The 22,061-nt window shown below is 59.2% G+C and carries 22 protein-coding genes; 10 read left to right on the forward strand and 12 right to left on the reverse strand.

The window, feature by feature from the left end; all coding sequences use genetic code 11:
- Window positions 1-46 precede the first annotated feature (46 nt).
- Both BN1118_RS18020 and BN1118_RS18025 read left to right on the forward strand, forming a co-directional pair.
- On the forward strand, window positions 47-760 hold the full coding sequence (locus tag BN1118_RS18020; protein WP_043557361.1) for a 3-deoxy-D-manno-octulosonic acid kinase: 714 nt from the start codon (window positions 47-49) through the stop codon (window positions 758-760).
- A 70-nt stretch (window positions 761-830) separates the two neighbouring features.
- Complete coding sequence (locus BN1118_RS18025) at window positions 831-1,694, forward strand: GGDEF domain-containing protein (protein ID WP_043557363.1); 864 nt, start codon at window positions 831-833, stop codon at window positions 1,692-1,694.
- Here the strand turns inward: BN1118_RS18025 and BN1118_RS18030 are convergent.
- On the reverse strand, window positions 1,691-2,545 hold the full coding sequence (locus BN1118_RS18030) for a carboxylate/amino acid/amine transporter (protein WP_043557364.1): 855 nt from the start codon (window positions 2,543-2,545) through the stop codon (window positions 1,691-1,693). The genes BN1118_RS18025 and BN1118_RS18030 overlap by 4 nt on opposite strands.
- A gap of 42 nt (window positions 2,546-2,587) precedes the next feature.
- Between BN1118_RS18030 and BN1118_RS18035 the strand changes: the two genes are divergently transcribed.
- Window positions 2,588-3,046 carry a DUF6314 family protein gene (locus tag BN1118_RS18035; protein WP_043557388.1) on the forward strand — a complete coding sequence of 153 codons (459 nt, stop codon included), beginning with the start codon at window positions 2,588-2,590 and terminating at the stop codon, window positions 3,044-3,046.
- Window positions 3,047-3,200: 154 nt separating this feature from the next.
- Here BN1118_RS18035 and BN1118_RS21915 read toward each other — a convergent pair whose 3' ends face one another.
- Complete coding sequence (locus BN1118_RS21915) at window positions 3,201-3,362, reverse strand: hypothetical protein (protein WP_098981153.1); 162 nt, start codon at window positions 3,360-3,362, stop codon at window positions 3,201-3,203.
- Window positions 3,347-4,246, reverse strand: a complete 900-nt coding sequence (locus BN1118_RS18040) for a DMT family transporter (RefSeq protein ID WP_043140296.1) — start codon at window positions 4,244-4,246, stop codon at window positions 3,347-3,349. The genes BN1118_RS21915 and BN1118_RS18040 overlap by 16 nt, the downstream gene beginning before the upstream one ends.
- 91 nt (window positions 4,247-4,337) lie before the next feature.
- On the opposite strand from BN1118_RS18040, the gene BN1118_RS18045 reads away from it, so the two are divergent.
- Window positions 4,338-5,312 carry a LysR family transcriptional regulator gene (locus BN1118_RS18045; RefSeq protein ID WP_043557365.1) on the forward strand — a complete coding sequence of 325 codons (975 nt, stop codon included), beginning with the start codon at window positions 4,338-4,340 and terminating at the stop codon, window positions 5,310-5,312.
- Here BN1118_RS18045 and trpS read toward each other — a convergent pair.
- Together trpS and BN1118_RS18055 are read right to left on the reverse strand one after the other, a co-directional pair.
- The gene (trpS, locus tag BN1118_RS18050) at window positions 5,291-6,304 is read right to left on the reverse strand and encodes a tryptophan--tRNA ligase (RefSeq protein ID WP_043557366.1); all 1,014 of its coding nucleotides are present in this window, start codon (window positions 6,302-6,304) and stop codon (window positions 5,291-5,293) included. The two genes, BN1118_RS18045 and trpS, sit on opposite strands and share 22 nt — an antisense overlap.
- A 192-nt stretch (window positions 6,305-6,496) precedes the next feature.
- Window positions 6,497-6,931, reverse strand: coding sequence for a universal stress protein (locus BN1118_RS18055; protein ID WP_042873586.1), 435 nt, complete (start codon window positions 6,929-6,931; stop codon window positions 6,497-6,499).
- 377 nt (window positions 6,932-7,308) lie between these two features.
- On the opposite strand from BN1118_RS18055, the gene fabV reads away from it, so the two are divergent.
- Window positions 7,309-8,496: an enoyl-ACP reductase FabV gene (fabV, locus tag BN1118_RS18060; protein WP_043557367.1), complete on the forward strand. Its 1,188-nt coding sequence runs from the start codon at window positions 7,309-7,311 to the stop codon at window positions 8,494-8,496.
- A 61-nt stretch (window positions 8,497-8,557) separates the two neighbouring features.
- On the opposite strand, the gene BN1118_RS18065 is transcribed toward fabV, so the two are convergent.
- Window positions 8,558-10,339 (reverse strand): diguanylate cyclase domain-containing protein, encoded by a 1,782-nt coding sequence (locus tag BN1118_RS18065; protein ID WP_043557369.1) that lies wholly within the window; start codon window positions 10,337-10,339, stop codon window positions 8,558-8,560.
- A gap of 209 nt (window positions 10,340-10,548) precedes the next feature.
- On the opposite strand from BN1118_RS18065, the gene ftnA reads away from it, so the two are divergent.
- Entirely contained in the window at window positions 10,549-11,073 is a 525-nt protein-coding gene (gene ftnA, locus BN1118_RS18070) for a non-heme ferritin (RefSeq protein WP_043140307.1), read from the forward strand.
- Between the two features lie 161 nt (window positions 11,074-11,234).
- The gene (locus BN1118_RS18075) at window positions 11,235-12,419 is read left to right on the forward strand and encodes a BaiN/RdsA family NAD(P)/FAD-dependent oxidoreductase (RefSeq protein WP_084214194.1); all 1,185 of its coding nucleotides are present in this window, start codon (window positions 11,235-11,237) and stop codon (window positions 12,417-12,419) included.
- Window positions 12,420-12,498: 79 nt separating this feature from the next.
- Here BN1118_RS18075 and BN1118_RS18080 read toward each other — a convergent pair whose 3' ends face one another.
- On the reverse strand, window positions 12,499-13,719 hold the full coding sequence (locus tag BN1118_RS18080; RefSeq protein ID WP_043557372.1) for an MFS transporter: 1,221 nt from the start codon (window positions 13,717-13,719) through the stop codon (window positions 12,499-12,501).
- Between the two features lie 289 nt (window positions 13,720-14,008).
- Here BN1118_RS18080 and leuE point away from each other — a divergent pair, with 289 nt between their 5' ends.
- Window positions 14,009-14,647 carry a leucine efflux protein LeuE gene (leuE, locus tag BN1118_RS18085; RefSeq protein ID WP_043557373.1) on the forward strand — a complete coding sequence of 213 codons (639 nt, stop codon included), beginning with the start codon at window positions 14,009-14,011 and terminating at the stop codon, window positions 14,645-14,647.
- Between the two features lie 127 nt (window positions 14,648-14,774).
- The gene (locus tag BN1118_RS18090; RefSeq protein ID WP_043557374.1) at window positions 14,775-15,383 is read left to right on the forward strand and encodes a LysM peptidoglycan-binding domain-containing protein; all 609 of its coding nucleotides are present in this window, start codon (window positions 14,775-14,777) and stop codon (window positions 15,381-15,383) included.
- A 51-nt stretch (window positions 15,384-15,434) separates the two neighbouring features.
- Here the strand turns inward: BN1118_RS18090 and BN1118_RS18095 are convergent, their stop codons facing one another.
- The 3 genes from BN1118_RS18095 to BN1118_RS18105 are packed head-to-tail and all read right to left on the reverse strand — an operon-like array spanning window position 15,435 to window position 20,155.
- Entirely contained in the window at window positions 15,435-16,109 is a 675-nt protein-coding gene (locus BN1118_RS18095; protein ID WP_043557375.1) for a fimbria/pilus periplasmic chaperone, read from the reverse strand.
- Between the two features lie 15 nt (window positions 16,110-16,124).
- Entirely contained in the window at window positions 16,125-17,723 is a 1,599-nt protein-coding gene (locus tag BN1118_RS18100; protein WP_156995107.1) for a hypothetical protein, read from the reverse strand.
- A gap of 23 nt (window positions 17,724-17,746) precedes the next feature.
- Complete coding sequence (locus BN1118_RS18105; RefSeq protein WP_339373203.1) at window positions 17,747-20,155, reverse strand: fimbrial biogenesis outer membrane usher protein; 2,409 nt, start codon at window positions 20,153-20,155, stop codon at window positions 17,747-17,749.
- Here BN1118_RS18105 and BN1118_RS22330 point away from each other — a divergent pair.
- Window positions 20,064-20,303, forward strand: a complete 240-nt coding sequence (locus tag BN1118_RS22330) for a hypothetical protein (protein ID WP_244463642.1) — start codon at window positions 20,064-20,066, stop codon at window positions 20,301-20,303. The genes BN1118_RS18105 and BN1118_RS22330 overlap by 92 nt on opposite strands.
- On the opposite strand, the gene BN1118_RS18110 is transcribed toward BN1118_RS22330, so the two are convergent.
- Window positions 20,279-20,941, reverse strand: a complete 663-nt coding sequence (locus tag BN1118_RS18110) for an EcpB family pilus assembly chaperone (protein WP_043140329.1) — start codon at window positions 20,939-20,941, stop codon at window positions 20,279-20,281. The genes BN1118_RS22330 and BN1118_RS18110 overlap by 25 nt on opposite strands.
- Before the next feature lie 59 nt (window positions 20,942-21,000).
- Window positions 21,001-21,564, reverse strand: a complete 564-nt coding sequence (gene ecpA, locus BN1118_RS18115; RefSeq protein ID WP_043140333.1) for a common pilus major fimbrillin subunit EcpA — start codon at window positions 21,562-21,564, stop codon at window positions 21,001-21,003.
- Window positions 21,565-22,061 lie beyond the last annotated feature (497 nt).

The following is a 22,061-nucleotide window of genomic DNA, read 5'->3' on the forward strand; positions in this document are numbered from 1 at the left end:
TCGTGAATCGAACCATTGCGATTACTGACCGACCGGAATCACCAAGATGCGAATTCAGACCGAACACAACCAGATCTGCTGGTACGCCGAAGGGATTTTTCATGACCCTTCCCCCGAGCTGTTTGATCCGGCCTGGTGGCAGACCCATCGCCAGGTGGTGGGTTCCTCCATAGGTCGCGGGGTGACCTGGTTCGTGAAGGATGAATCCCGCCATCTGGTGCTGCGCCATTACTATCGCGGGGGCATGGTGGGCAAGGTGGTGCGGGATCGCTTCTGGTTCGAGGGGGTGGAGAGCAGCCGGGCCATGGCTGAGTACAGCCTGCTGGCCAAGCTGAGCGAGCAGGGCCTGCCGGTGCCGCGCCCGTTTGCGGCCCGCATGGCCAAGCAGGGCCCCTTCTATCGGGCCGATATCCTGATCGAGCGCATTCGCGGCGCCAAGGATCTGGTGGCGCTGCTCAAGCAGGGGCCGATCGCCGGCGAGGTGTGGCACAAGGTCGGCCAGACGGTGCGTCAGCTGCACGATGCCGGTGTCTATCATGCGGATCTCAACAGCCACAACCTGCTGCTCGACAAGGAGGGCAAGGTGTGGGTGATCGACTTCGACAAGGGGGCAATCCGTTCCCCAGGCAGCTGGCAGCAGGCCAACCTGGAGCGGTTGCTGCGCTCCTTCACCAAAGAGTCCCAATTGCATACCAGTTTCCACTTCGTGCCGGACAACTGGCAGGCCTTGATGCAGGGTTATCAAGGAAAAGCGGGCTGACCCTGTTGCTCACCGCGAGAGCCAATGTTACTTATTGGGCAGGTATTCAGATTCGGTTTCGAGGCGCTTGATGGACATGCTCAAGGCTCCCCTGAGGGAAGCAATCACCCGGTTTGATCTGGCGCTGATGGCGGATGCCATGGCTCTGCTGGCGGCGGGACTCTGGAGCTGGAGCCCGCAGCAGGGGGTGCAGCGAGATCTCTCCTGCCTGCGCCTGCTGGGATTGGATGAGACTGGGCTGGACGATCTCGGCTGGCTTGAACGGGTACATCCCGACGATGTGGCCGCATTGCAGGATGCGCTCGGTGCCTGCCAGAGCGGACGAGTGGCCCAGATCCGGCTCGAATACCGCATCTTGCATCACGATGGTCACTATGTGCGGCTGGAAGAGCGGGCCCGGCGCGATGTGCACGGCCAGGTGCTGGGGGTGGTACGCCAGCTCGACCCGCTGGCCGTGATAGTGGAAGAGCGCCACGGCATGGATCCCCTCACCGGGCTGGAGAGTCGCGGCCACTTCGAACAACTGCTCGACGAGCGGCTGGCGACCGAGAGCGGCCGCTTCAGCCTGCTGCAGTTCACCGTGGACCACAGTGCCAAGATACTGCAGCTGTTTGGCGAGGCGGCCTGCGATGCCATGCTGGCCAAGCTGGCGCGCATAGTGCGCCACGAACTGCGGCGGGAAGATCCCTTCGCCCGCTGGGACCAGGATGGCTTCATCCTGATGCTCTCCCAGACCGATCGGCTGAGCGGCCTGGAGATTGCCGAGCGGCTGCGCCTGGAGATCGCCGATGCCAGCCTGCTGCCGCAGCGGCCGGTGACCGTCAGCATAGGGCTGGTGCAGAGCCAGAGCGGCGAACATATCGATCACCTGCTGGCCCGTCTGGCCACCTGTCACGGTCAGGCCAGACGGGAGCACAATACCGTCGTTGGTTAATACTTGCTCACGTTGGCGCGCTGGCAAATCCAGAGGGAGGCCAGCATCAACAGGCCGCCAAGCGCGAGGCGGAGCAGGTCGGTTTCCCGTCCCCATAGCAGCAGGTTGACCAGCAACCCCGCCGGGATCAGGGCGTTGTTCATGATGGCCAGCACACCGCTGCTGACCTTGGTGGCGCCCTTGTTCCACAGGAAGTAACCCAGTCCGGAAGCGCCTATCCCCAGCCACAGCAGAATGCCCCATTGCAAACCGCTGGTGGGGTATTGTGGCTTGCCCAGCAGCCACCAGGCGGGCAGGGCGACAGCCAGGGCCCCCAGATAGAAGCAGCCGAACACCGCGAGCTGGGGGGGCTGTTCCTTCTCCCGTGCCAGCAACACCTTGTAGCCGACCTGGCCGATGGCGAAGCAAATGTTGGCCCCCTGCACCACCAGGAATCCCAGCACATAGCTCTCGGTCAGCCCATCGAAGCGGATGACGGCCGCTCCCAGCACCGCCAGCAGGGCGCCCCACAGGTAGACGGGTTTGAAGCGCCGCTCCAGCAGATCGTGGATCAGGGTGACGTAGATGGGGGTGAAGATGGTGAACACCAGCACTTCCGGCACCGTCAGCAGCAGGAAGGACTGGTAGTAGAACAGATACATGATGCCGAGCTGGATGGCACCCAGACTCATCAGCTTGAGCACCAGATCGGGCCGCAGCCAGCGGCGTCGGAGGAAGGGCAGGAACACCAGGCTGGCGAGGACGATGCGGGTCAGCACGGAGAAGTAGGCATCTACCTGGCCGGCGAGATAAACCCCGATCAGGCTGAAGGAGAATGACCAGAGCAGGGTTACCCCTATCAAGTAGTTCATGTGATTGAATTGTCGTCAGTTGTCAATTTGGAGGGCGCTATGATGGCCGAGTTGGAAAGCGCGATCCAGCGTTTATGGGAGCAGTTGCCACAGATCGGAGCATTTGCCTTCGAGGCGAGCAACGGGGAAGGGTCCGCGACCGACTGGTGTGGTCGTGGTGAGGGAGAGGTGCTGGTGACCGATCATCAGGGGGGCTGGCTGTTCGCCGAGACAGGCCGTTACACCACGCCCCATGGCAGGGTGCTCACCATGCACAACCGTTTCTGGTGGCGGCGCGGCGCGCGGGGGATCCTGCTTTCACACCTGCGTTACGAGCAGCCGGTCGAGTTGTTCGAATTGCTGCCTCAGGCGGATGGCCGCTGGCTCACCGCCGAGCCCCACCTGTGTGGCCAGGATCACTACAGTGCCGAGCTGGCGCAGACCACGGGCGGCTTTCTGCTCGGCTGGCAGATCACGGGGCCGCGCAAGAACGAGCGGCTCAGCTATCGCTACCGGGAGTGATGTGCAAGGTGGCTTGGCGTCTGTGCTGGCAGGGAAAGGCCGGTATAAAAAAACCGGCGCAGTGCGCCGGTAGAGGGGACAAATCGGAGGTTTTTTAAAAAACGGTCCCAAAAACAGGAGAGATACACTCTCGTCACACATTCAGAGATGGACTTCAGGCACTCAACGCATAGCTCAGCATGGCTTGCAGCTTGCTGTCGAAGAACCAGGGCAGCAGCACCATCAGCAGGCCGAGCACGCCGGCCAGCCGCTGGCGGTATTGCCAGCCGGCAATCAGCACCAGGCCGCCACACAGGGTGGTCAGGATGCCTGACATAGGGTGGCCTCCCGCTGGGCGCGGCGTTGCTGTGCCCACTGGTTCAGGGCGACCGAACCCAGGATCAGGGCCAGCGCCACACCCGTGGTAGACTGGATCTGTTCGCCGAGGAACAGGGCACCCAGCATGACGCCAAACAGCGGCACCAGGTAGTTGCTGAAGGAGGCAAAGGTCGGGCCCGCCTTCTGGATCAGCGCCATGTAGAGGAAGTAGACCAGACCGGTACAGAAGACACCCAGTACTGCCACTGCGCCTATGACCTGCTGGCTCGGCAGGGTGAGGGCGCTCAGATCGGTGACGAAGGGGGCGGCCAGCATCAGCTGGATGGCGGACGAGATCAGTATGTTGCGCGCCACCACCACAGGGTGGTCCTTGGCGAAGCGCTTGATCATCAGCAGGCCGATGGCAAAGCAGCTGGCGCCGAACAGGATCGCCATGGCACCGAGCAGACCGGCGTTCATGCCGCTGGCCAGTTTCGGCCAGAACAGCACCAGCACGCCGACGAAACCTATGATCACCGAGATCAACCCGCCCTTGGTGATTCTTTCACCAGAAATAAACAGGGGTGCAGCCAGAATGGTCACAAAGGGGATACAACCCATTACCACGGCGGCGATGGCGCTATCCACATACTGTTGACCCCAGGCCACCATGATGAAGGGCAGGGTGGCATCGAGCAGGGCGATCAGCATGTAGGTACGCCAGGGGGTGTGCTCGCTCTTGAGGCGCATGAACAGGCAGAGCAGACCCAGGGTCAGGCTGCCACACAAGGCACGACCGGCTGCCACCATGATGGGGGGCAATTCGGTCACGGCCTGATGCATGAAAATGAACTGGGATCCCCACAACAGGCCAATCGCCAGCAACAACAGATAGCTACGCATTTTAATCTCCGATGTAATTCACCAGCGCATTCTATGCAATCTGCTACTATGCCAAAAATGAATTGTCGTCATTCAACTATGGCCATTATCGATGGAACTCCCGCTTTCCCGCCTCGACCTCAACCTGCTGACCGTGTTCGACATGCTGATGCAGGAGCGCAACGTCACCCGCGCCGCCGAGCGGTTGCACCTCTCCCAGTCCACCGTCAGCCATGCGCTGGGGCGGTTGCGCCAGGCGCTGGATGATCCCTTGTTCGTCATGAGCCGGCGCGAGATGATGCCGACCGAGCGGGCCAAGGCGCTGGCCGGGCCGGTGCGCCAGGCGCTGGCCATGCTGGAGCAGGGGCTGCGTCAGGCGAAGGGATTCGATCCATCCAGCGCACGGCGGATCTTTCGCATCGCCACCCCGGGCTCGGTGGAACATGGCCTGGTGCCTGTGCTGGTGGAGCGGCTGCACCGGCAGGCGCCCCACTGTCGGCTGGAGGTGTGCGAGCTGGCGGACAGCGACTATGAGCGGGAGCTGGAGAAAGGAGAGCTGGATCTGGTGATCGGGTTCGCCGATGCCAACCACCTCTCGCCCCGGCTGTGGCGCGAGCCCTGGTTCAACAACCCGCTGGTCTGTTTGTCACCGCTCGGCAGCGAGCTGCCGGACGTGCTGGGGCCGGCCGAGCTGGTCAGCCGCCCCCACATTCATACCTCCAGCTGGGGCCACAGCCAGGCCATGGTGGATCTCTGGCTGGCCCGTTTCGGGGTCGAGCGTGAGCTGGGGGTGCGGCTGCCAAGCTTTATGGCGGTGCCGCCCCTGATGGCGACCGGCCGCTATCTGGTGGTGGTGCCCGAGATGATAGGGCGCCACTTCTGCCGCTACTATCCGCTGCGGCTGCACCAGCTGGACCCCGACATTCCCATCGTCTACCTGATGGCGGGCCACCCGCTCACCGCCCATGACGAGGCCATCGGCTGGTTCAAGGGACTCTTGCACCGGCTCGCCTTCGAACGTTATGGCGCGGATGCGCTGGGCAGCCCGGCGCAGCGCGGGGCGGATCAGGTCAGTGTGGCGAAGTAATCCAGTCCCATGGCGCTTTTTACCTCCGCCAGCACCTCGTCGGTGAGCGCACGGGCCTGCAGCGTGCCTTGCTGCAACAGCTGCAGCAGCTGACGCTTGTCGGCAATCGCTGCCTGGCGCCGCTCCCGCATGGGGGCGAGCAGGGTCTGCAGGCAGTCATTCAACACCTGTTTGCAACGCATGTCGCCCAGCCCGCCGCGCTGGTAATGGGCCTTCATCTCGGCCACCAGCGCCTTGTCCGGGTGGAAGGCATCCAGATAGGCGAACACAGTATTGCCCTCCACCTGACCCGGATCGCTCACCTTGAGGTGATTGGGATCCGTGTACATGGCGAACACCGCCTGTTTCACCTCATCGCTCGACATGCCGAGTTCTATGGTGTTGCCGAGGGACTTGGACATCTTGGCCTTGCCGTCTATACCGGGCAGGCGGCCGGTGTCGCTCAAGATCGGCTGGCACTCGGTCAGCACTTCCTTGCCCACCAGGGCGTTGAAGCGGCGCACTATCTCGTTGGTCTGCTCCAGCATGGGCAGCTGATCCTCGCCCACCGGCACATGGGTGGCACGAAAGGCGGTGATGTCGGCAGCCTGGCTGACCGGGTAGACCAGAAAGCCTGCCGGCAGGCTGCGCTCGAACCCTTTCTGCTGGATCTCCGCCTTGACGGTAGGGTTGCGCTCCAGTCGGGCGACGCTGACCAGATTGAGGTAATAGGTGGTGAGCTCGGCGAGGGCGGGCAGGGCGCTCTGCAGGCAGAAGGTGGTCTTGGCCGGGTCGAGACCGACCGCCAGATAGTCGGCCATTACCTCCAGCACGTTGTCGGTCACCTTGGCCGGGTTGTGGCCGTTGTCGGTCAGCGCCTGCAGATCGGCGATCATCACGAATTGGCGGTAATGGTGCTGGGCCTCGACGCGCTGGCGCAGTGAACCGACGTAGTGGCCTATGTGCAGTTTGCCGGTGGGACGGTCGCCGGTCAGTATGATGGGGTTGTGCATGTCACTCTCTCCAGTTGGGGTGGGCCGGGAGGCGACAAAGGGATAAAAACAATGACCGCCTCTCGGCGGTCACGGTGTTTTCTTTGGAAAATTTTACATAGAAAAGCAGTGCCGCCTGTTTATAAGCAGCACCACCAGTAGTTGTGATTGAAGATGGTCATATTCATGGCAAATCAAGCTACGCCTGTTTGATCACTTCTGCAAGGGCACCACCAGCAGATCGCAGGGCACTGTATTCATCAGCTGGCGGGCGCTGGAGGTAAGCAGGCTCCAGAAGCTCTGGCGATGACCGCACACCAGCAGATCGATCTGGTAATCCTTGACCGCCTGGTTGACCCGTTCGCTCAGATCGCCGCAGATCACCAGCTTCTTCTCGATGGGGTAGTCCACCGAGGCCAGGAAGGTCTCCAGCTTCTCTTTCGCTTCGGCGATCACCTGATCCTGCACGTTGTCGATGTCGATATCGATCATCTCGGTGTAGAGATCCTTGAGGTCCACGTCCACATGGATCACCGACAGCTTGGCGCCGTTGGAGCGGGCCCGGTCGACCGCCTTCTCGATCACCTTGCGGTTGTCCTCCGACAGGTCGATCGCGGCCAGTATGTGTTTGTAATAGGTTCCATTCATGGGAGTTCTCCTCACTGATCCTGAGTCCACTATACCAATGTCTGATGAAACTAAAATGGTGTATCCGGCACAGTTTTGGGATTTAAACGAGTTTCTTATGGGGCTCTCTTTCGGCCGCAGGCAAAAAATCGGCTATAAATTGAACAGGAGTTTGAAGCCGGTCACACCCGCCGGCTTGCCCGCAAGGGGTGACGGGCATAGGATGTGCCCGTGCTTCGCAATGAACACAAAACAACAAAAAGCATCTGAATACCGCTTTGGGGAGCCTAGTGCTCCCTCTTGTTTTTCTGCCCCCTGACTGCCGATATCCCGCCCGACATCAAGGTAATCCGCGACTTCTTGGTTATGCTGTAGCCAGTTCCTTTGGAGAGCCCTTCATGATCATTCACCCGCAGATCCAGGGTTGCGTCGCCCGCAACTGTCACCCCATCGGCTGCCGCGCCGCCGTGTTGCAACAGATCGCCAGCGTCAGGGCCGCGGGCCCGTTCGACGGGCCCAAGCGGGTGCTGGTATTGGGGGCCTCCTCCGGATTCGGGCTGGCGTCGCGCATCGCGCTCACCTTTGGCGCCGGTGCCGATACAGTCGGCGTCTCGTTCGAGCGGGGCCCTTCCGACAAGGGGCTCGGCAGTGCGGGCTGGTACAACAACATCTGGTTTCGCAAGGCGGCGGAGCAGGAGGGGCGCATCGCCGTCAACCTGATCGGCGATGCCTTCTCGGATCTCATGCGCCAGCAGGCCATCGATAGCATACGCCAGCAGCTGGGTCAGGTGGATCTGGTGATCTACTCGCTGGCGAGCGGCATTCGGGTGCTGCCGGACGGCACTCAGGTGCGCTCGGTGCTCAAGACCACGGGCCAGCCGTTCAGTGGCTGGGGGCTGGATCTGGAGCATGACGCCCTGGTGCAGCAATCGCTGGCGCCCGCTACCCCGGAGGAGATCCGCGATACCGTCACAGTGATGGGCGGCGAGGATTGGCAGCTCTGGCTGCAGGCGCTGCAGCAGGCCGATTGTCTGGCGCCCGGCGCCCGGACCGTGGCCTACTCCTACATAGGCCCAGAATCCACCTATCCCCTCTACCGGGACGGCACCATCGGTTATGCCAAGGAGCATCTGCACGCCACCGCCGAGACCATCAACCTGCAGCTGGCCGACATCGGCGGCCACGCCTGGGTGTCGGTCTGCAAGGCGCTGGTGACCAAGGCGAGCGCCTATATCCCCGTGCTGCCGGTCTACCTGGGCTTGCTGATGGGGGTGATGAAGGAGCGCGGCGTGCACGAAGGCTGCATCGAGCAGATGCAGCGGTTGTTTGCCGCCAAGATGTACGGGCCCCATGGGGTGGTGGCCGACGGCAACCGGCTGATCCGGATGGATGACCACGAGCTGGATCCGGCCGTTCAGGCTGCGGTCTCAACCCTCTGGTCCAAGGTGACACCGGACAACTTCCATGCCCTGGGGGATTTCGCCGGGCTGCGGCAGGATTTCATGCAGCTCAACGGTTTCGAGCTGCCTGGCGTGGATTATGGGGCGCCTGTGGATCTGGCCTCGCTGACCGAGCTGCTGCCCTGAGCCAGATTGGGCTGCAGCTCTATTCTTCCCATTTATTCAGAGCCTGTGGCTGGGCTGATCATCAGGCCACGCTGCTGGCCAGTTCATCCTGCGCCGAAGGGGTCGTCGCCAATATGGTCTGGTTGCGGCCCTGGCGCTTGGCTTGATACATGGCCATGTCGGCCCGGTGAATGAGCTGGCCCAGCCCCTCGTCGACCGGTGAGCGCCCGGCAACCCCTATGCTGATGGTCATGCGGGGGTTGTCCAGCTGGGCAATCCGCTGGCGCAGTCGCTCGGCCAGATGCCAGCAATCCTCCGCCGGCAGCGGCACCGCCACCAGAAACTCCTCGCCTCCCCAGCGTCCGACCAGTTGCAGGTCGGGCGCCCAGGATCTCAGCTCCCGCGCCAGCCGCTGGATCGCCCTGTCCCCCGCCTGATGACCATGGCGGTCGTTGATCTGCTTGAAGTGATCTATGTCGATGATGAGCAGGGTGAGCGGGCCCTCCTGCTGCCACTGGGTGGCCAGCCGTTCCAGCAGGGCGCGGCGGTTTGGCAGCTCGGTCAGCTGATCGAAGGTGGCGAGCTTGTAGAGGTGGCGTGAACTGCGATGCAGCCTGTGGGTGGTGATCCCCAGCAGCAGCAGGGCGCCGGCCAGCAGGCCGACCAGCACCAGCTGGTAGTTGCGGGCACTCTGTTGATGCAGCAACTGCTGACGCTTGCGCTCGTTCTCCTGTTGCAGCGCCCGGTTGCTGGCCTCGCTGCGGGCCAGATCCATCTCGGCCTGGAAGGCGGTGGCATGCTGGCTCAGGGTCTGGTTGAAGTGCTGCTTGTAGTCGCTCATGTAGTCGGTCAGCGCCTGATAGGCCTCGGGATAGCGGCCCTGATCGGCCAGCAGGCTGGCTTGCAGCGCCTTGCTGCTGACACTGACTTGCCCCTGGGAAGTCAGCAGCTGCAGCGCGAGCTGCTTCTCGCCGCGGCCTTGCAGCGCCCTGGCCCGGGTCTCCAGCAGACGCACCCCCGCCTCCGGGTAACCCAGTTGCTGATAGAGTGCCTGTGCCTCGTCCAGACTGCGCAGAGCACCCGCCCAGTCGCGCTCTGCATTGAACGCCATGGCCTGATAGCCGAGCATGATGGCGCGGTAATCCGGCGCCAGATCCGGGGTGGCCAGCAGGCCGTCGAGCAGTTGCCGGGCCTGGACGGGACGATCCGTATCTATGTAGAGCCGCGCCATGTTGGCCCGGATGATGGTCTGGCTGTTGGGCTCGTCCAGTTTCACCATCAGCTGCAAGGCTTCCTGGTAATAGGTTTCAGCCTCCCGCGCCAGATTGAGGTCGGCATAGAGGTTGCCGAGGGTCATCAGCAGGCGGGCGCACTGCAGGCTGGAGATGGGGTTGTCCGGGGTGGCTCGCTTGAGCTGGAAGGCGGTCTTGAGTTCGGCGATCGCCTCTTTCAACTGCTGGGTGCGATAGAGGGCGAGCCCGTTCAGGGCGTGCCACTCGGATTCCTGCATAGGGTGGTCGGCGACGGCTGGCCTGAGCTGGGCCAGCAGGGCGAGGGCCTGATCCGGCGCTTCCGTATCCAGGGTGAGGGCTATCTGCTGCAACCTGAAGTCGAGCAGGCGCTGGGTCTCCTGCTGGGCGCTGGCCAGCCCGCGTGCCCGGGCGTTGTCGAGCAGGGCTTGTGGATAGCGCCCCAGCGCGGCCTGGGCCAGGGCTCTGGCATGAAACAGCTCCATATCCTGCTGCGGGTGGGCATCGAGGCGCCGCAGATAGCCGACGGGATCGCGCGCCGCCTGCAATTCAGCCTCTTCCAGCAAGGAGGGAGCAGCCTGCAACTGGGTTATCCAGAGCAGTGCCAGTGCCATAATGAATCTCATTGAATCCTTTCCCCGACCACTGGCGCCATCATAATGGCTGAATCCACCTACACCATGTTTCTTTGCTTCTCTATAACCGTATGGGGGATAGGATGAGGTGAAAAGCTGTCACAACTGAGAGCTCGGGCCTCCGTATCTGGTTGATTCGTGATGAAACAGTGGCGACAATCGTGACCAAATCACAGTGGAGAATCAGCATGTTGGCCAAAGCCATGATCGAGAAGTTGAACGAGCAGATTAATCTTGAATTCTATTCCTCCAATCTCTACCTGCAGATGAGCGCCTGGTGCGAGGACAAGGGCTTCGAAGGGGCCGCCAATTTCCTGCGCCAGCACGCAGTCGAGGAGCGCCAGCACATGGAGCGCCTGTTCACCTATGTGAGCGAGACCGGCGCCATGCCGATGCTGGGTGCCATAGATGCGCCTCCCCACGAGTTCAACTCCCTGGGTGACATCTTCCGCACCACCCTGGAGCACGAGTACCACATCACCAAGTGCATCAACGGCCTGGCTCATGTGGCATTCACCACTCAGGACTACTCCACCTTCAACTTCCTGCAGTGGTACGTGGCCGAGCAGCATGAAGAGGAGAAGCTGTTCAAGAGCATCGTCGACCGTCTGTCGCTGGTGGGCGAGGATGGCAAGGGTCTCTACTTCATCGACAAGGAGCTGGCCGAGCTGGCCAAGGGCGCCCCTGCCAGCGTCATGGATGGCAACGCCTGATAGTCGTGGACACTTAGTGTTCAGCCAGTACAATAACGGCCCCTCGTATAGGGGCCGTTTTCTATTGCAGACGCCATAGAAACCGCTGTGGTGGTTTCTGCTGGGTACAATGACGGTCTTTCGCATAAAGGGGCCGTTTTTCTTTGGATGAGTGAGTGATGATGAAGCAGGTTGATGTGGTGGTGATCGGGGCCGGTGCGGCCGGTTTGATGTGTGCCCAGCAGGCGGGCTATCGGGGCCGATCCGTGTTGTTGCTCGACAACGCCAAGAAGCCGGGCCGCAAGATCCTCATCAGCGGCGGCGGTCGTTGCAACTTCACCAACCATCAGACCGGGCCCCACGCCTTTCTCTCTGGCAATCCCCACTTCTGCAAGTCGGCGCTGGCGCGCTACACCCAGCAGGACTTCATCGATCTGGTGGACCGGCACGGGGTCAACTACCACGAGAAGACCCTGGGCCAGCTGTTCTGTGACGAGAGTGCGAAAGACATAGTCGACGTGCTGCTGACCGAGTGTGACTGGGCCGGCGTCACCCTGCAGTTCCAGACCGAGATCCTGAGCGTCAGCAAGACGGAAGAGGGCTTCGTGCTGACCACCAGCCAGGGGGAGATCAGCTGCCACTCGCTGGTGGTGGCCACCGGCGGCCTCTCCATGCCCAAGCTTGGCGCCACCCCCTACGGCTTCAAGCTGGCGGAGCAGTTCGGCCTTGCTGTGCTGCCCACCCGCGCCGGTCTGGTGCCCTTCACCCTGCATCAGGCCGACAAGGAGGCCTTCGCCGATCTGGCGGGAGTCAGCCTGCCGGTGGCCGTGACCGCCGAGGATGGCACCCGCTTCAAGGAGGCCATGCTGTTCACCCACCGTGGCCTCTCGGGCCCCGCCATACTGCAGATCTCTTCGTTTTGGCTGGCGGGGGAGAAGATCCACCTCAACCTGCTGCCCGAGCTGGATATTCCGGCGGCCCTCAAGGCATGGGCGCAGGCCCATCCCGCCCAGGAGCTGAAAACCGTGCTGGGACGCGAGCTGCCCAAGCGTTTCGTCGACAAGCTGGTGGAGCTGGGTCAGCTCATCAACAAGCCCATGCGTCAGTACAACGAGCGCGAGCTGGAGGCCATCGCCACCCTGCTGGGAGATTGGCAGATCCTGCCGAACGGTACCGAAGGCTATCGCACCGCCGAGGTGACCCTGGGGGGCGTGGATACCAACGAGCTCTCCTCCAAGACCATGGAGGCTCGCAAGGTGGCCGGTCTCTACTTCATCGGCGAGGTGGTGGACGTGACCGGCTGGCTCGGCGGCTACAACTTCCAGTGGGCCTGGTCATCGGGCTGGGTGGCGGGGCAGTACTGCTGACCTACCCTGTTCTCATCACCTTCAGACGCGGCCGCTCAGGCCGCGTTTTTTATGGATTGCCTTCCGAGTGGGGCATCTATTAATCCTTCCTGATGGTCGGCAAGAAAGCGGTCAACAAGCCGATCAGCGGCAGATAGGCACAGACCTGGTACACGGTCTCTATGCTGGTGGCATCGGCCAGCTGGCCCAGCAGAGCCGCCCCTATGCCCCCCATGCCGAAGGCGAAGCCGAAGAACAGGCCGGAGATGGTGCCGACCTTGCCGGGGACCAGCTCCTGGGCGTAGACCAGGATGGCGGAGAAGGCCGAGGCCAGGATCAGGCCTATGATGACCGAGAGTACCGAGGTCCAGAACAGGTCGACGTGGGGCAGCAGCAGGGTGAAGGGGGCGACACCGAGGATGGAGATCCAGATCACCCGCTTGCGGCCGATGCGGTCGCCGATCGGCCCGCCGAGCACGGTACCCGCCGCGACGGCAAACAGGAAGGCGAACAGATAGAGCTGGGCGCTCTCCAGCGACAGGCTGAACTTGTCCATCAGGTAGAAGGTGTAATAGCTGCTCAGGCTGGCCATGTAGAAGAACTTGGAGAACATCAGCAGGCCGAGGATGGCCAGCGACCAGCCGATCTGGCGGCGACTCAGACCGTGGCCGAGGTGAGCCTTCATCCGTTTATGGAAGTTGGCGACGTGGTGGCTGGACCAGCGCCCGACCAGGCTGAGCACTATGACGCCGACCAGTGCGAACAGCGAGAACCAGGCTGCGCTGCCCTGGCCCTGCGGCACTATGATGAGCGCGGCGAGCAGCGGGCCTATGGCCGACCCCAGGTTGCCGCCGATCTGGAACAGCGACTGCGCCAAGCCAGGCTGGTTGCCGGCCGCCATACGGGCGACCCGGGAAGATTCCGGGTGGAACACAGACGAGCCTATGCCGATCAGCATGGCCGACAGCAGCACGGCGCCGAAGCTGGCCGCCTGCGACAATGACAGCAAGCCGATCATCGTAAAGCCCATGCCGAACGGCAATGAATAGGGCATGGGCCTGCGGTCGGTGTAGAGGCCGATCAGCGGCTGCAACAAGGAACCCGTGAACTGGTAGGTGAGGGTGATGAGGCCGATCTGGGCGAACGACAGATTGAGGCCGAGCTTGAGCAGCGGATAGATGGCCAGCAACACAGACTGCATCATGTCGTTCAACAGGTGCGAGAAGCTGATGGCGGCGATCACCGGATAGGTGGTGCTATTCAGGGCGTCGTTCGCGGCAGAGGCGGCGAGTGGCTGATCGGTACTGAGGCTCTTTTCCATGAGGACGGGTTCTGTGAGTCTGGGTATGGCTTAACATGCCTGATCCCGGCGCGTCTGGACACCACAAAGTGGGGGTGATCGGGGTTGCCGGTTGCGGCGGTGAGAGGATGGGACGAGCGGATGATAGATCGGCACTTGTGCTCGGCGGGCGGCGGATTAGTATAGAAACCTCGTCGTCGCATTATGCGGGTCGCCACCCGCCGTGGAGGGATCATGTTTGAGAGCCTGGGAGTCATCAATTTCTGGACCTGCCTGAGCGGGCTCTTTTCCAAGTCCAGGGGGGCGCGCCATGTTTGAGAGCCTGGGGGTCATCAACGTCTGGACCTATCTGGTCGGGCTCTTCTTCATCATCATAGCGCCGGGGCCCAACTCGATTTATGTGCTGCGCACCGGGGCGAGCCGCGGCGTCGGCCCGGGCTACCAGGCGGCCCTCGGGGTCTTCGTCGGCGACGCCATCCTGATCTTCTGCGCCTACCTGGGCATCGCCTCCCTCATCCGCACCACCCCCCTGCTGTTTACCCTGGTGCGCTACCTGGGTGCCCTCTACCTGCTCTATCTGGGGGTGAAGATCCTCCACGCCAACTTCATCGCCAGGCGGGAAGGGCAGGCGCCCGTGGTCGAGCACGGCGAGCGTTACTTCTCCAAGGCGCTGACTCTGAGCCTCACCAATCCCAAGGCGATCCTGTTCTACGTCTCCTTCTTCGTGCAGTTCGTCGACTTCAACTATGCCCACACCTGGGTCTCCTACCTGGTGCTGGCGAGCATGCTGGAGGCCATGAGCTTCGTCTATCTCACCCTGTTGATCTTCGGCGGCACCCTGATGGCCCGCTTCTTTGCGCGCAAGGTACGCCTCGCCAAATTCGGCAATGGCCTCATCGGCCTCTTCTTTATGGGATTCGCCGCCCGTCTGGCGACTCTGTCGTCCTGAGTCTTTTGTGATGGCTTGAACTGGTGGTGCTGGAGTCACCCGCGTAAGGTCATTCTGAAACTGATTAGCAACACTTGTGAGGTTGCTGACGACCTGATCCAATAGGGTTTTTGGATCCGGTTTCGCCATGGTTCGTCAATCCTTACTGCTGCTGGCCATATTGACCGCGACGCCATTTGTGCAGAGCGCTGACACCTTCTCGTTTCAGAGTTACCAGCAAGGTGTACTGCGCATGACCCTGATAAGTCCGAGCCTGGAAGGGGAGGTGCAGCTGCGGCGCGGTGACAAACTGGCAGTGTTGACCGATGTGATGCTGGAAAAGCTGTTTACCTTGCGAGTCGTGATTCCCTGCCCGTGGATGGCGAGCGAAAGTGTGATCTACTGGTCTGTGCCGGGGCGGCCGCTACTCAGTGCAACCATTCCTGCCCAGTCATGTGTCACCAAACCTTCGGCGCCACCGCCACTCCCACCGGTTCTGGTATATGAAAAGCTGGGTAAATGTCTGATCGACACAGGTGGTAATACCTTGTGGCGAGTGGCAACCGAGCTTGCCAAACGCAATCGGGCCAGTATCTACCAGAACGTTTACGCCATTTTCGTCACCAACAAGCTGGCTTTTGCCGGTGAGGACATCCACCGCTTGCGCAGTCGCAGACTCTATTGCCCCGATCCCGCACTTGTTGACCATATAGAGCCAGAGCATGCGAGCAGGATGTTTAAAGAGACGGTCAGGTAGGCGTAGGAAAAGGAGTTCTTTTGACAGCAAGCGCTCTAATTGAGAGCTCGTTTATTCTGGCCAGCAGTCCTTGCCTACCGCTATAAAACGCGATTGATGCACGATCAGCTTCTGGTTGCCAGGCTGGCTTATCTTGGGATTACGATAGGTTTCGCCGGGCAGCAGGTATTTGTTGTCTGCCACGCTGTCAGGCTGATCACACCCTTGCTTCACCATGAATTCAAAGAAGCTGTTGCCGGTATTGGTGATGCTGCCCGCCGCCTGATCGAGACGGTATTCGAACCGTTCCTGCCGGGGACGAGCCACCAGAATGGATTGCAGCTCTATCTTAACATCCAGCTTGCTTTTACGGCCCTTATCTTCATGTCCACCGGTTTGGGCTGCTGGCGACTCGATGAAGGTCACCCGGTAGTAACGCTCCTGATCGTCGGCAACCCCCTTATAGTAGAATTTGACGTTTTGCTGCTGTTGTGAATGCAGTACGAAGCGCTTGGGTGCATAAAGCAGCTCGCCCGGAGGCATGGTCAGCAGTTGCCCACTGGCCGTAGGGTTGCTGATCTTGGCCGCGCGAACTTCATAGATTTTGGGCGTGGTGCCATTGTTGGTGACGGTACGAGCCATGAACTCGTTTGTGGATTCAAGTATGGCAGTCATGGGACCTATATCGATGGCGCTCACTGGCAACGCCAGTAAACACGTCAGTGTCAGCAGAGCTCTATAACACATCCTCAACTCCTCAACCTAACGCCAGATCCCATTGATGGTAATGGTACCGCTTTGCTGGACATTTCCTTCCCATATGTCGCCAGTCGTGGTGTGCTGTGTCATGGGATCCGTGAGATCGAATTCGAGTGCCAGTGTACGGAAACGGGTAATTCCTTTGTCGCCATTGGGATCAGTCCACACCAGAGGAGCTTGGCTATCCTGAATTCCCAGTGAGCGGATATCGACAGGGGTGCTGTCACAACGGATCGGGTGTTTATAATTCTTCCCTTTCTGGGCTGAGTCAAACACCAACCGGGTTGGTACTGGTACGGCTTTTCCTACTGTTATCTGATCGGTGGGGTAGAAGGTGCAGTGACCCTGGTAGGGACTACCGCTATCTTGCTTTACCGAGATATTAAGCGTATCGGCACTGGTTGGACCACTGTCCGAAATATTGTAGGGAAAGCTGAGAATATCTTTGCCAACTTCCCCCTCCCGGTAGGGATTCGTCACACCTTCGGAAGAGATAATTGACACGCTAAAGTCACGGGGCTTGATGACAATTTCTGTTGTGCCACTGAATTCGTAATAGCCGCTCTCCGGTGCATATCCGTTCTTCATGTTGAAGTTGATAAGATTGCGTGTCAGTTTATCCTGCAACCCCAACCGTACGACCTGTTTGAAGAAATTGCTTGATAAAAATAGATAGACGGAAGTGTGCCCCCGTAAATAGCTAACATTATAACGCCCCTCTTTATATGCCCAGTTTGTGAGGTTAGAGCTCATCTGCAGGTCGGCGGCACCGATGGCTGCATTGAGAGCACTATCCTTGATGTGCGTGTACATATAGGGTTCTGAATAACTCTGGCTTCCATCATCATTGAAGTTGTAATCCAGAAAACGGCACAAAATTCCGTCTTGTGTACCCAAATGATAGTTTTCACATCCTTGCGAACCGGGCAGGACATATGGACTACCATTGCTGTCTACGATCACTTCACTGATGGCGTTGGTTTGTACGAAGCGTAGATGCCCCGCCTTTTTGTGTTGCATCTTGCGTACGTACCAATAGCCGCTGGTTTGGTCCTTGCAGCGAGCGCCTCTCGTTGCGTCATATTTTATGGTACTGAGGCACAGATTCATTTCGCGGTTGAGGGTGGCACCAGTCGGCATGGTGCGCAGGTAATCAAAAAAGCTGGAGCTGAGTTTGCCATGTCCCCAACCGGCAGATGCACCGATCAGTCCATAGAAACCCTGATCATCTACCACGGCTGGTTTATTGACGGCTTCTGCTGTTTCAGGGTCACAGCGGGTATAGGTCATGATGCAGCGTTGGTTAATATAGGGGCGATGAATAGGCCCCGTCTCCCACATATCTACGTTCCAGTTATTAATGTCTGTGTTATAGCCATTGTCCACATATGCCAAACTCACTTGGCCATTGCCTTTGAGGGATGTCCAGGCATTGCTCCCTGTCAAGCGTGGGTCCAAACCGTCAGTCGGTGCTACAAACAGGTTGTTGTCCTCCTGATTTTCGATAAACAGGAAGTTCTTCAGTGGTGCATCAGGCCAGACTGTTTTGGATACAGCCGATTCACTGGTTTGACTCCAGCCCACTCCCAATAGCAAAAGCATGAGTGCCGCTTTGTTAGTATTCATCACTGATATCCTCTTGCCATTGCATAGGTTTGCAGACCACGGCAGATCACATCGCCCATCCAGACGGCGCCACTCTGCTGTGCCAGATCCAGTTCGGCTTCGCAGAATTCGTTGCCATGTTTGAAGCTCAGTACCGGATTGGCCTTGTCCACATCCAGCGAAAACTCACCGGCCTCATTGGTGACTGTGGTGCCGATATGGTTGTCGATCCTGGCGTTGGCGATCACGCTGCCATCTTCGGCGCGTATGACACCAAAGACGGTGACCATCTCCTTGACCGAGTGGGTGGCATCCAGTCTGGCCACGTTACCGGGAAACAGGGTGTAGCGCTGCTTGCCGGTACTGATGTCATAGCTGTCTTTGGTCGTCTTGCTGTTGAGCAGCTCCACTTCGTACTCCTGGAAGGGAGAGAGGGCGACAAAGGTCTTGCTGCCTTCGAGCGAGTGCTCCTGGCCATTGATCCTGGCGAGCATCTTGCCCTCCTTGCCCATGCCGGTGTCGATCAGCAAGCCTGAACCGGATCGGTTCTGGCTGGAGGCCAGGACCTCATCTCCTGTGGTGATAATCGAGCCGCGGGCCATCAGGTTGCCATTTACATCGCCACTCTGGCTGCGACCCAGGGTCAGGGTGCCACCCGTCATGCTGTTTTCAAAACCCAGGCTACCGGAGATGGATGGGTTACTGTTTCCCATGCCGTTGATGACTTTCGCACTGTTGAAGGACGCCGTATTGATGAAGCCTTCCATGCGTTTCTGATAACTGAGGTTGGCCGTAGTGTGGCCCTGCTCATTGCTGCTCATGCCCAGATTGAACAGGTTGTCGAATGGGATCGAATAGTCCAGCGTTATGCTCTTGTTGTTGAACCCGCTCAGGGTCGCGCTGTTGCTCTGCAGGCTGGTACGCAACCCCAACTGACCATAACGACCGGTGTAGAGGCTCTGATAATAGTCTATATAACTGCGGTCGCTCTCCTGCTCACGGTCATGCGTTGTGTTGAACGAGAGATTCCCGAGCTTGTCATTCCAGCCCCCCAGGTTGATGCTGATGCCGGCGGTATAGAGTTCCATGGTGGCTGTGGTCAGCTTGCTGCCCGTGTCGAGTTTCTCCTGACTGAGCCAGAGCGAGACGTTGTCATGGACCTGTGCCGTCACGCCGGACGAGATCCGCCAGGAGGCATCCGAGGCCAACATGCCCTGCAGCTGGGTACTGACCCTGTCGGTCAGCTGCCAGCTGGCCTGGCTCTCGCTGACCAGGGCATCCTTGAAGCCATAGCCGGTCAGGGTCAGGTTGGTGGTCTCGAAGGTACGTGCCAGCGACAACCCCAGCAGGGGTGAGCGGGAACCATCCTGGCTCGTTTCCATCAGCCCGCCCCAGGATTGCCAACCCCACTCCTGATCGAAGCCCAGGCTGTTGCCGAGCTTGGTGACGCGCTGGTTGCTGGATTCCGTCAGACGGCCATCGATATGGATCTCGACCGTGACGCTGTAGGAACCGTGAGGGAAGCGGCTGGTGTCGATGCGGTGGTTGCCTATCGAGAAGTTCTGCAGGCTGATCAGTTTGCCATCCCGATAGACTCTGACCTCGCCTGCAGAGGGCATGAAGACCTGGATCGGGGTCGTCGATTCGCTCTCATTGACGGTACGTGAGCGGGCCTGATTGCCGTAAGAAACCCCGTAGATACGGCCTGTATTCAGGGCGGAGATCCCTCCTAGCGTCTGGAGGTCCCAGGTTGATACCATGCCGGTCGCAAAGCGGCGATCCTCGATATCCCGCTCATACATGGCGCGATAAAGGGCGCCGCTCTGGTTCGTTTCCCCCAGATTGTAGAGAGAACCATCAAGGTCCAGATGGTGTTCACTGTACCCCACCAGAGTGTTCAGCTGGGCGAAGTTGGTACTGGTGCTGTCTGCCTGGCGACTGTTGGCAAAGGAGTATCCCAGGTTGTAGCGAGTGACGCTGGTCAATGCTTCAACGGAGGGAGTCAGACTAGCTTTTGTGGTGTTGGCTTGCTTCTCGCCAAAGGCAGCCTTGGTGACCTGTATGGTCAGCAGCATGGCGATCAGATCCAGCTGCATGGTGGCGCTGTCGTTGATGACCAGCCGCCCGTCGCTGGAGAAGGTGCGCAGCTGATTCTGTTGCAACAGATCCACCAGCTCCTTGCGCAGGGCCACATCGCTTTGGCCCTGATTGAAGTCCAGATTGAGCAGGTGCAGTGCGCCGTCCTGCAGGATCAGCGTGGCATTGCCGATGGATTCTTCGGTGGTGGTGTCGAGCGCCAGTGCCTGATCCTGATATTGCAGCCTGACTGGCACGGCAATGCCTTCTGCCAGTGCGTTGGCAAAGCTGGCAGGAATGATGACATTGGCGATTTTGAGTGGTGCCGAGGCGCTGGCCGAGGCTGACATCATGATCAGTAGTGCGGCTGGCAACAAGCAGGCTTTTTTCAACATATCACGCACCATGGTTCCAAATTTCGGCAAAACAACACCGCCACTCGACCAGGTGGTAGAGGCAGTAACAGAACAACAGCGTTATTTGACGACGACGAATTCCTGACCCAGCCAGAGACCTACGTGACTCCTGTCATGCTGGATGTTGACCTTTTTAAAGTGGCGTTTTTTGCCCGGCAGGTCGTAATAGGTTTCCTTGCATTGCTCCTGGCTTTGTTTCAGGCAAGTGCCATAAGCAATGGTTCTGTATGAGGCATTCCCTTTATTGGTCAGGATGCCATCTTGCAGGGTGTAATCGAATTGCTGCTGGCGGGGTGTAACCACCAGGATGGTGCCTATCTGGGCAGAGGTGGTGGCGACTGCCTGACGGCGCTCATTGCGCTGATCGTCCATCGACAAGGCGGTGTCCAGCCAGCGAATGCGGTAGTAACGCTCCTTGCCATCCTGCGGACCCTTGTAAAAGAAGCGCACGTTGTTCTTGGCATTGGCGGGGAGCATCAGCCGGCTCGGCGACAGCATGAGTTCACCGTCTACCTCCATCGGCATCTCCTGTCCGCCCTCTTCCGGTGAGGAAATGCGAGACACAGATATAGTGATCAGCCTTGCCTGATCGCTCTCATTCGCGATCTCCTTGGAAACGTCCTGGCTGCCTGTATCAATAAAAGTGGTAACCGAGCCGACGTTGATTGCCTGGCTTATTCCGGGAATAAACAGCATCCATGCCACTAGTATTTTCAGGTTCATGCGACCTCCAATGACTATAAGGGGCCCACCCGGGCCCCTGATTACCTGTGCCGAAGCAATTAGGACCAGTTGGCAACGAACTCAACGTTCACTTCACCGCTCCACAGACCGTCTGGCAGGGTGTCAAAGGCTGCATCTACACCGGCGCTGGTTGCACTTTCGATGATGAAGGTGAAGGCACCTTGTGCAGTCACATCCCCGGTGTAGCCTTGGGCGATGGGGGAGAGGTTGCCGCCGTTAATGCCGGCTGCCACATCGATCAGAGTCGAGTAGGCAGTGGTGGTGACAGGTACACCGGCCCACAGCACGCCTACATCGACGGTGGAGTCGCCACCCAGGTGATTCAGGGTGCCATTCAGCTTCTTGGCCTTCAGGGTAAAGTCGGTCGCACTGGCATCACCCTTGATGGCGACGTCGAACAGGCCATCGACGGTATTGAAACCCTGGATCCCTTCGGCGTATTGGAAGGAGAGGCTGGTGAGCGGGGTGACAACCAGTTCAGAGGTGGTATCTTTTTTCGCTGTGGCTTTCCAAGTCGCCACGGCTGAGGCTTCTACGGCAGCATAAGAGGCGGCAGTAAAGCCGAGGCCAACAACGGTCAGTGCAAGCAGAGTCTTTTTCATGTTGATGTATTCCATATGTATTTTAATGAAAGCGGCTTTAGACCACTTGTTTTATTACCTACACCGAGGTGTATTCATTTATCCCGCCCTCGAATCAGCTTTCGTCAAGGGAGGAGGCAGAACACCAGAATGAAATGCTCATCTGGCCTGCCTATCTTTTCGCCAACAAAGATAACTGCTTGACCTGTTTGAATCGATTTAATCATGCGTAGGAAAAATCCTAAAAGGTAGTTGTTACGTACAACTTCGAATAAATGAAACTTCAACGATTACCGATAGCATTATTTTAATTTAAACATTTGTTTTTTAAGTGTTTTGCTGCTTACCTTAGGAGGGTATTGGTACCGAGTTTGAGGGAGCTTGAGTGCGTGGCATGAAGGAAGGGTCTGGTCGGAAAGAAGATTTCTTAACTCATTGATAGTTATGTTTAATATTGGTTATTTACATAATGAATTTGGTGTGTAGATCTTGGGATATCATCAACTGATTAATCAGTT

The organism is Aeromonas bestiarum (assembly GCF_000819745.1).
Classification (GTDB): domain Bacteria; phylum Pseudomonadota; class Gammaproteobacteria; order Enterobacterales; family Aeromonadaceae; genus Aeromonas; species Aeromonas bestiarum.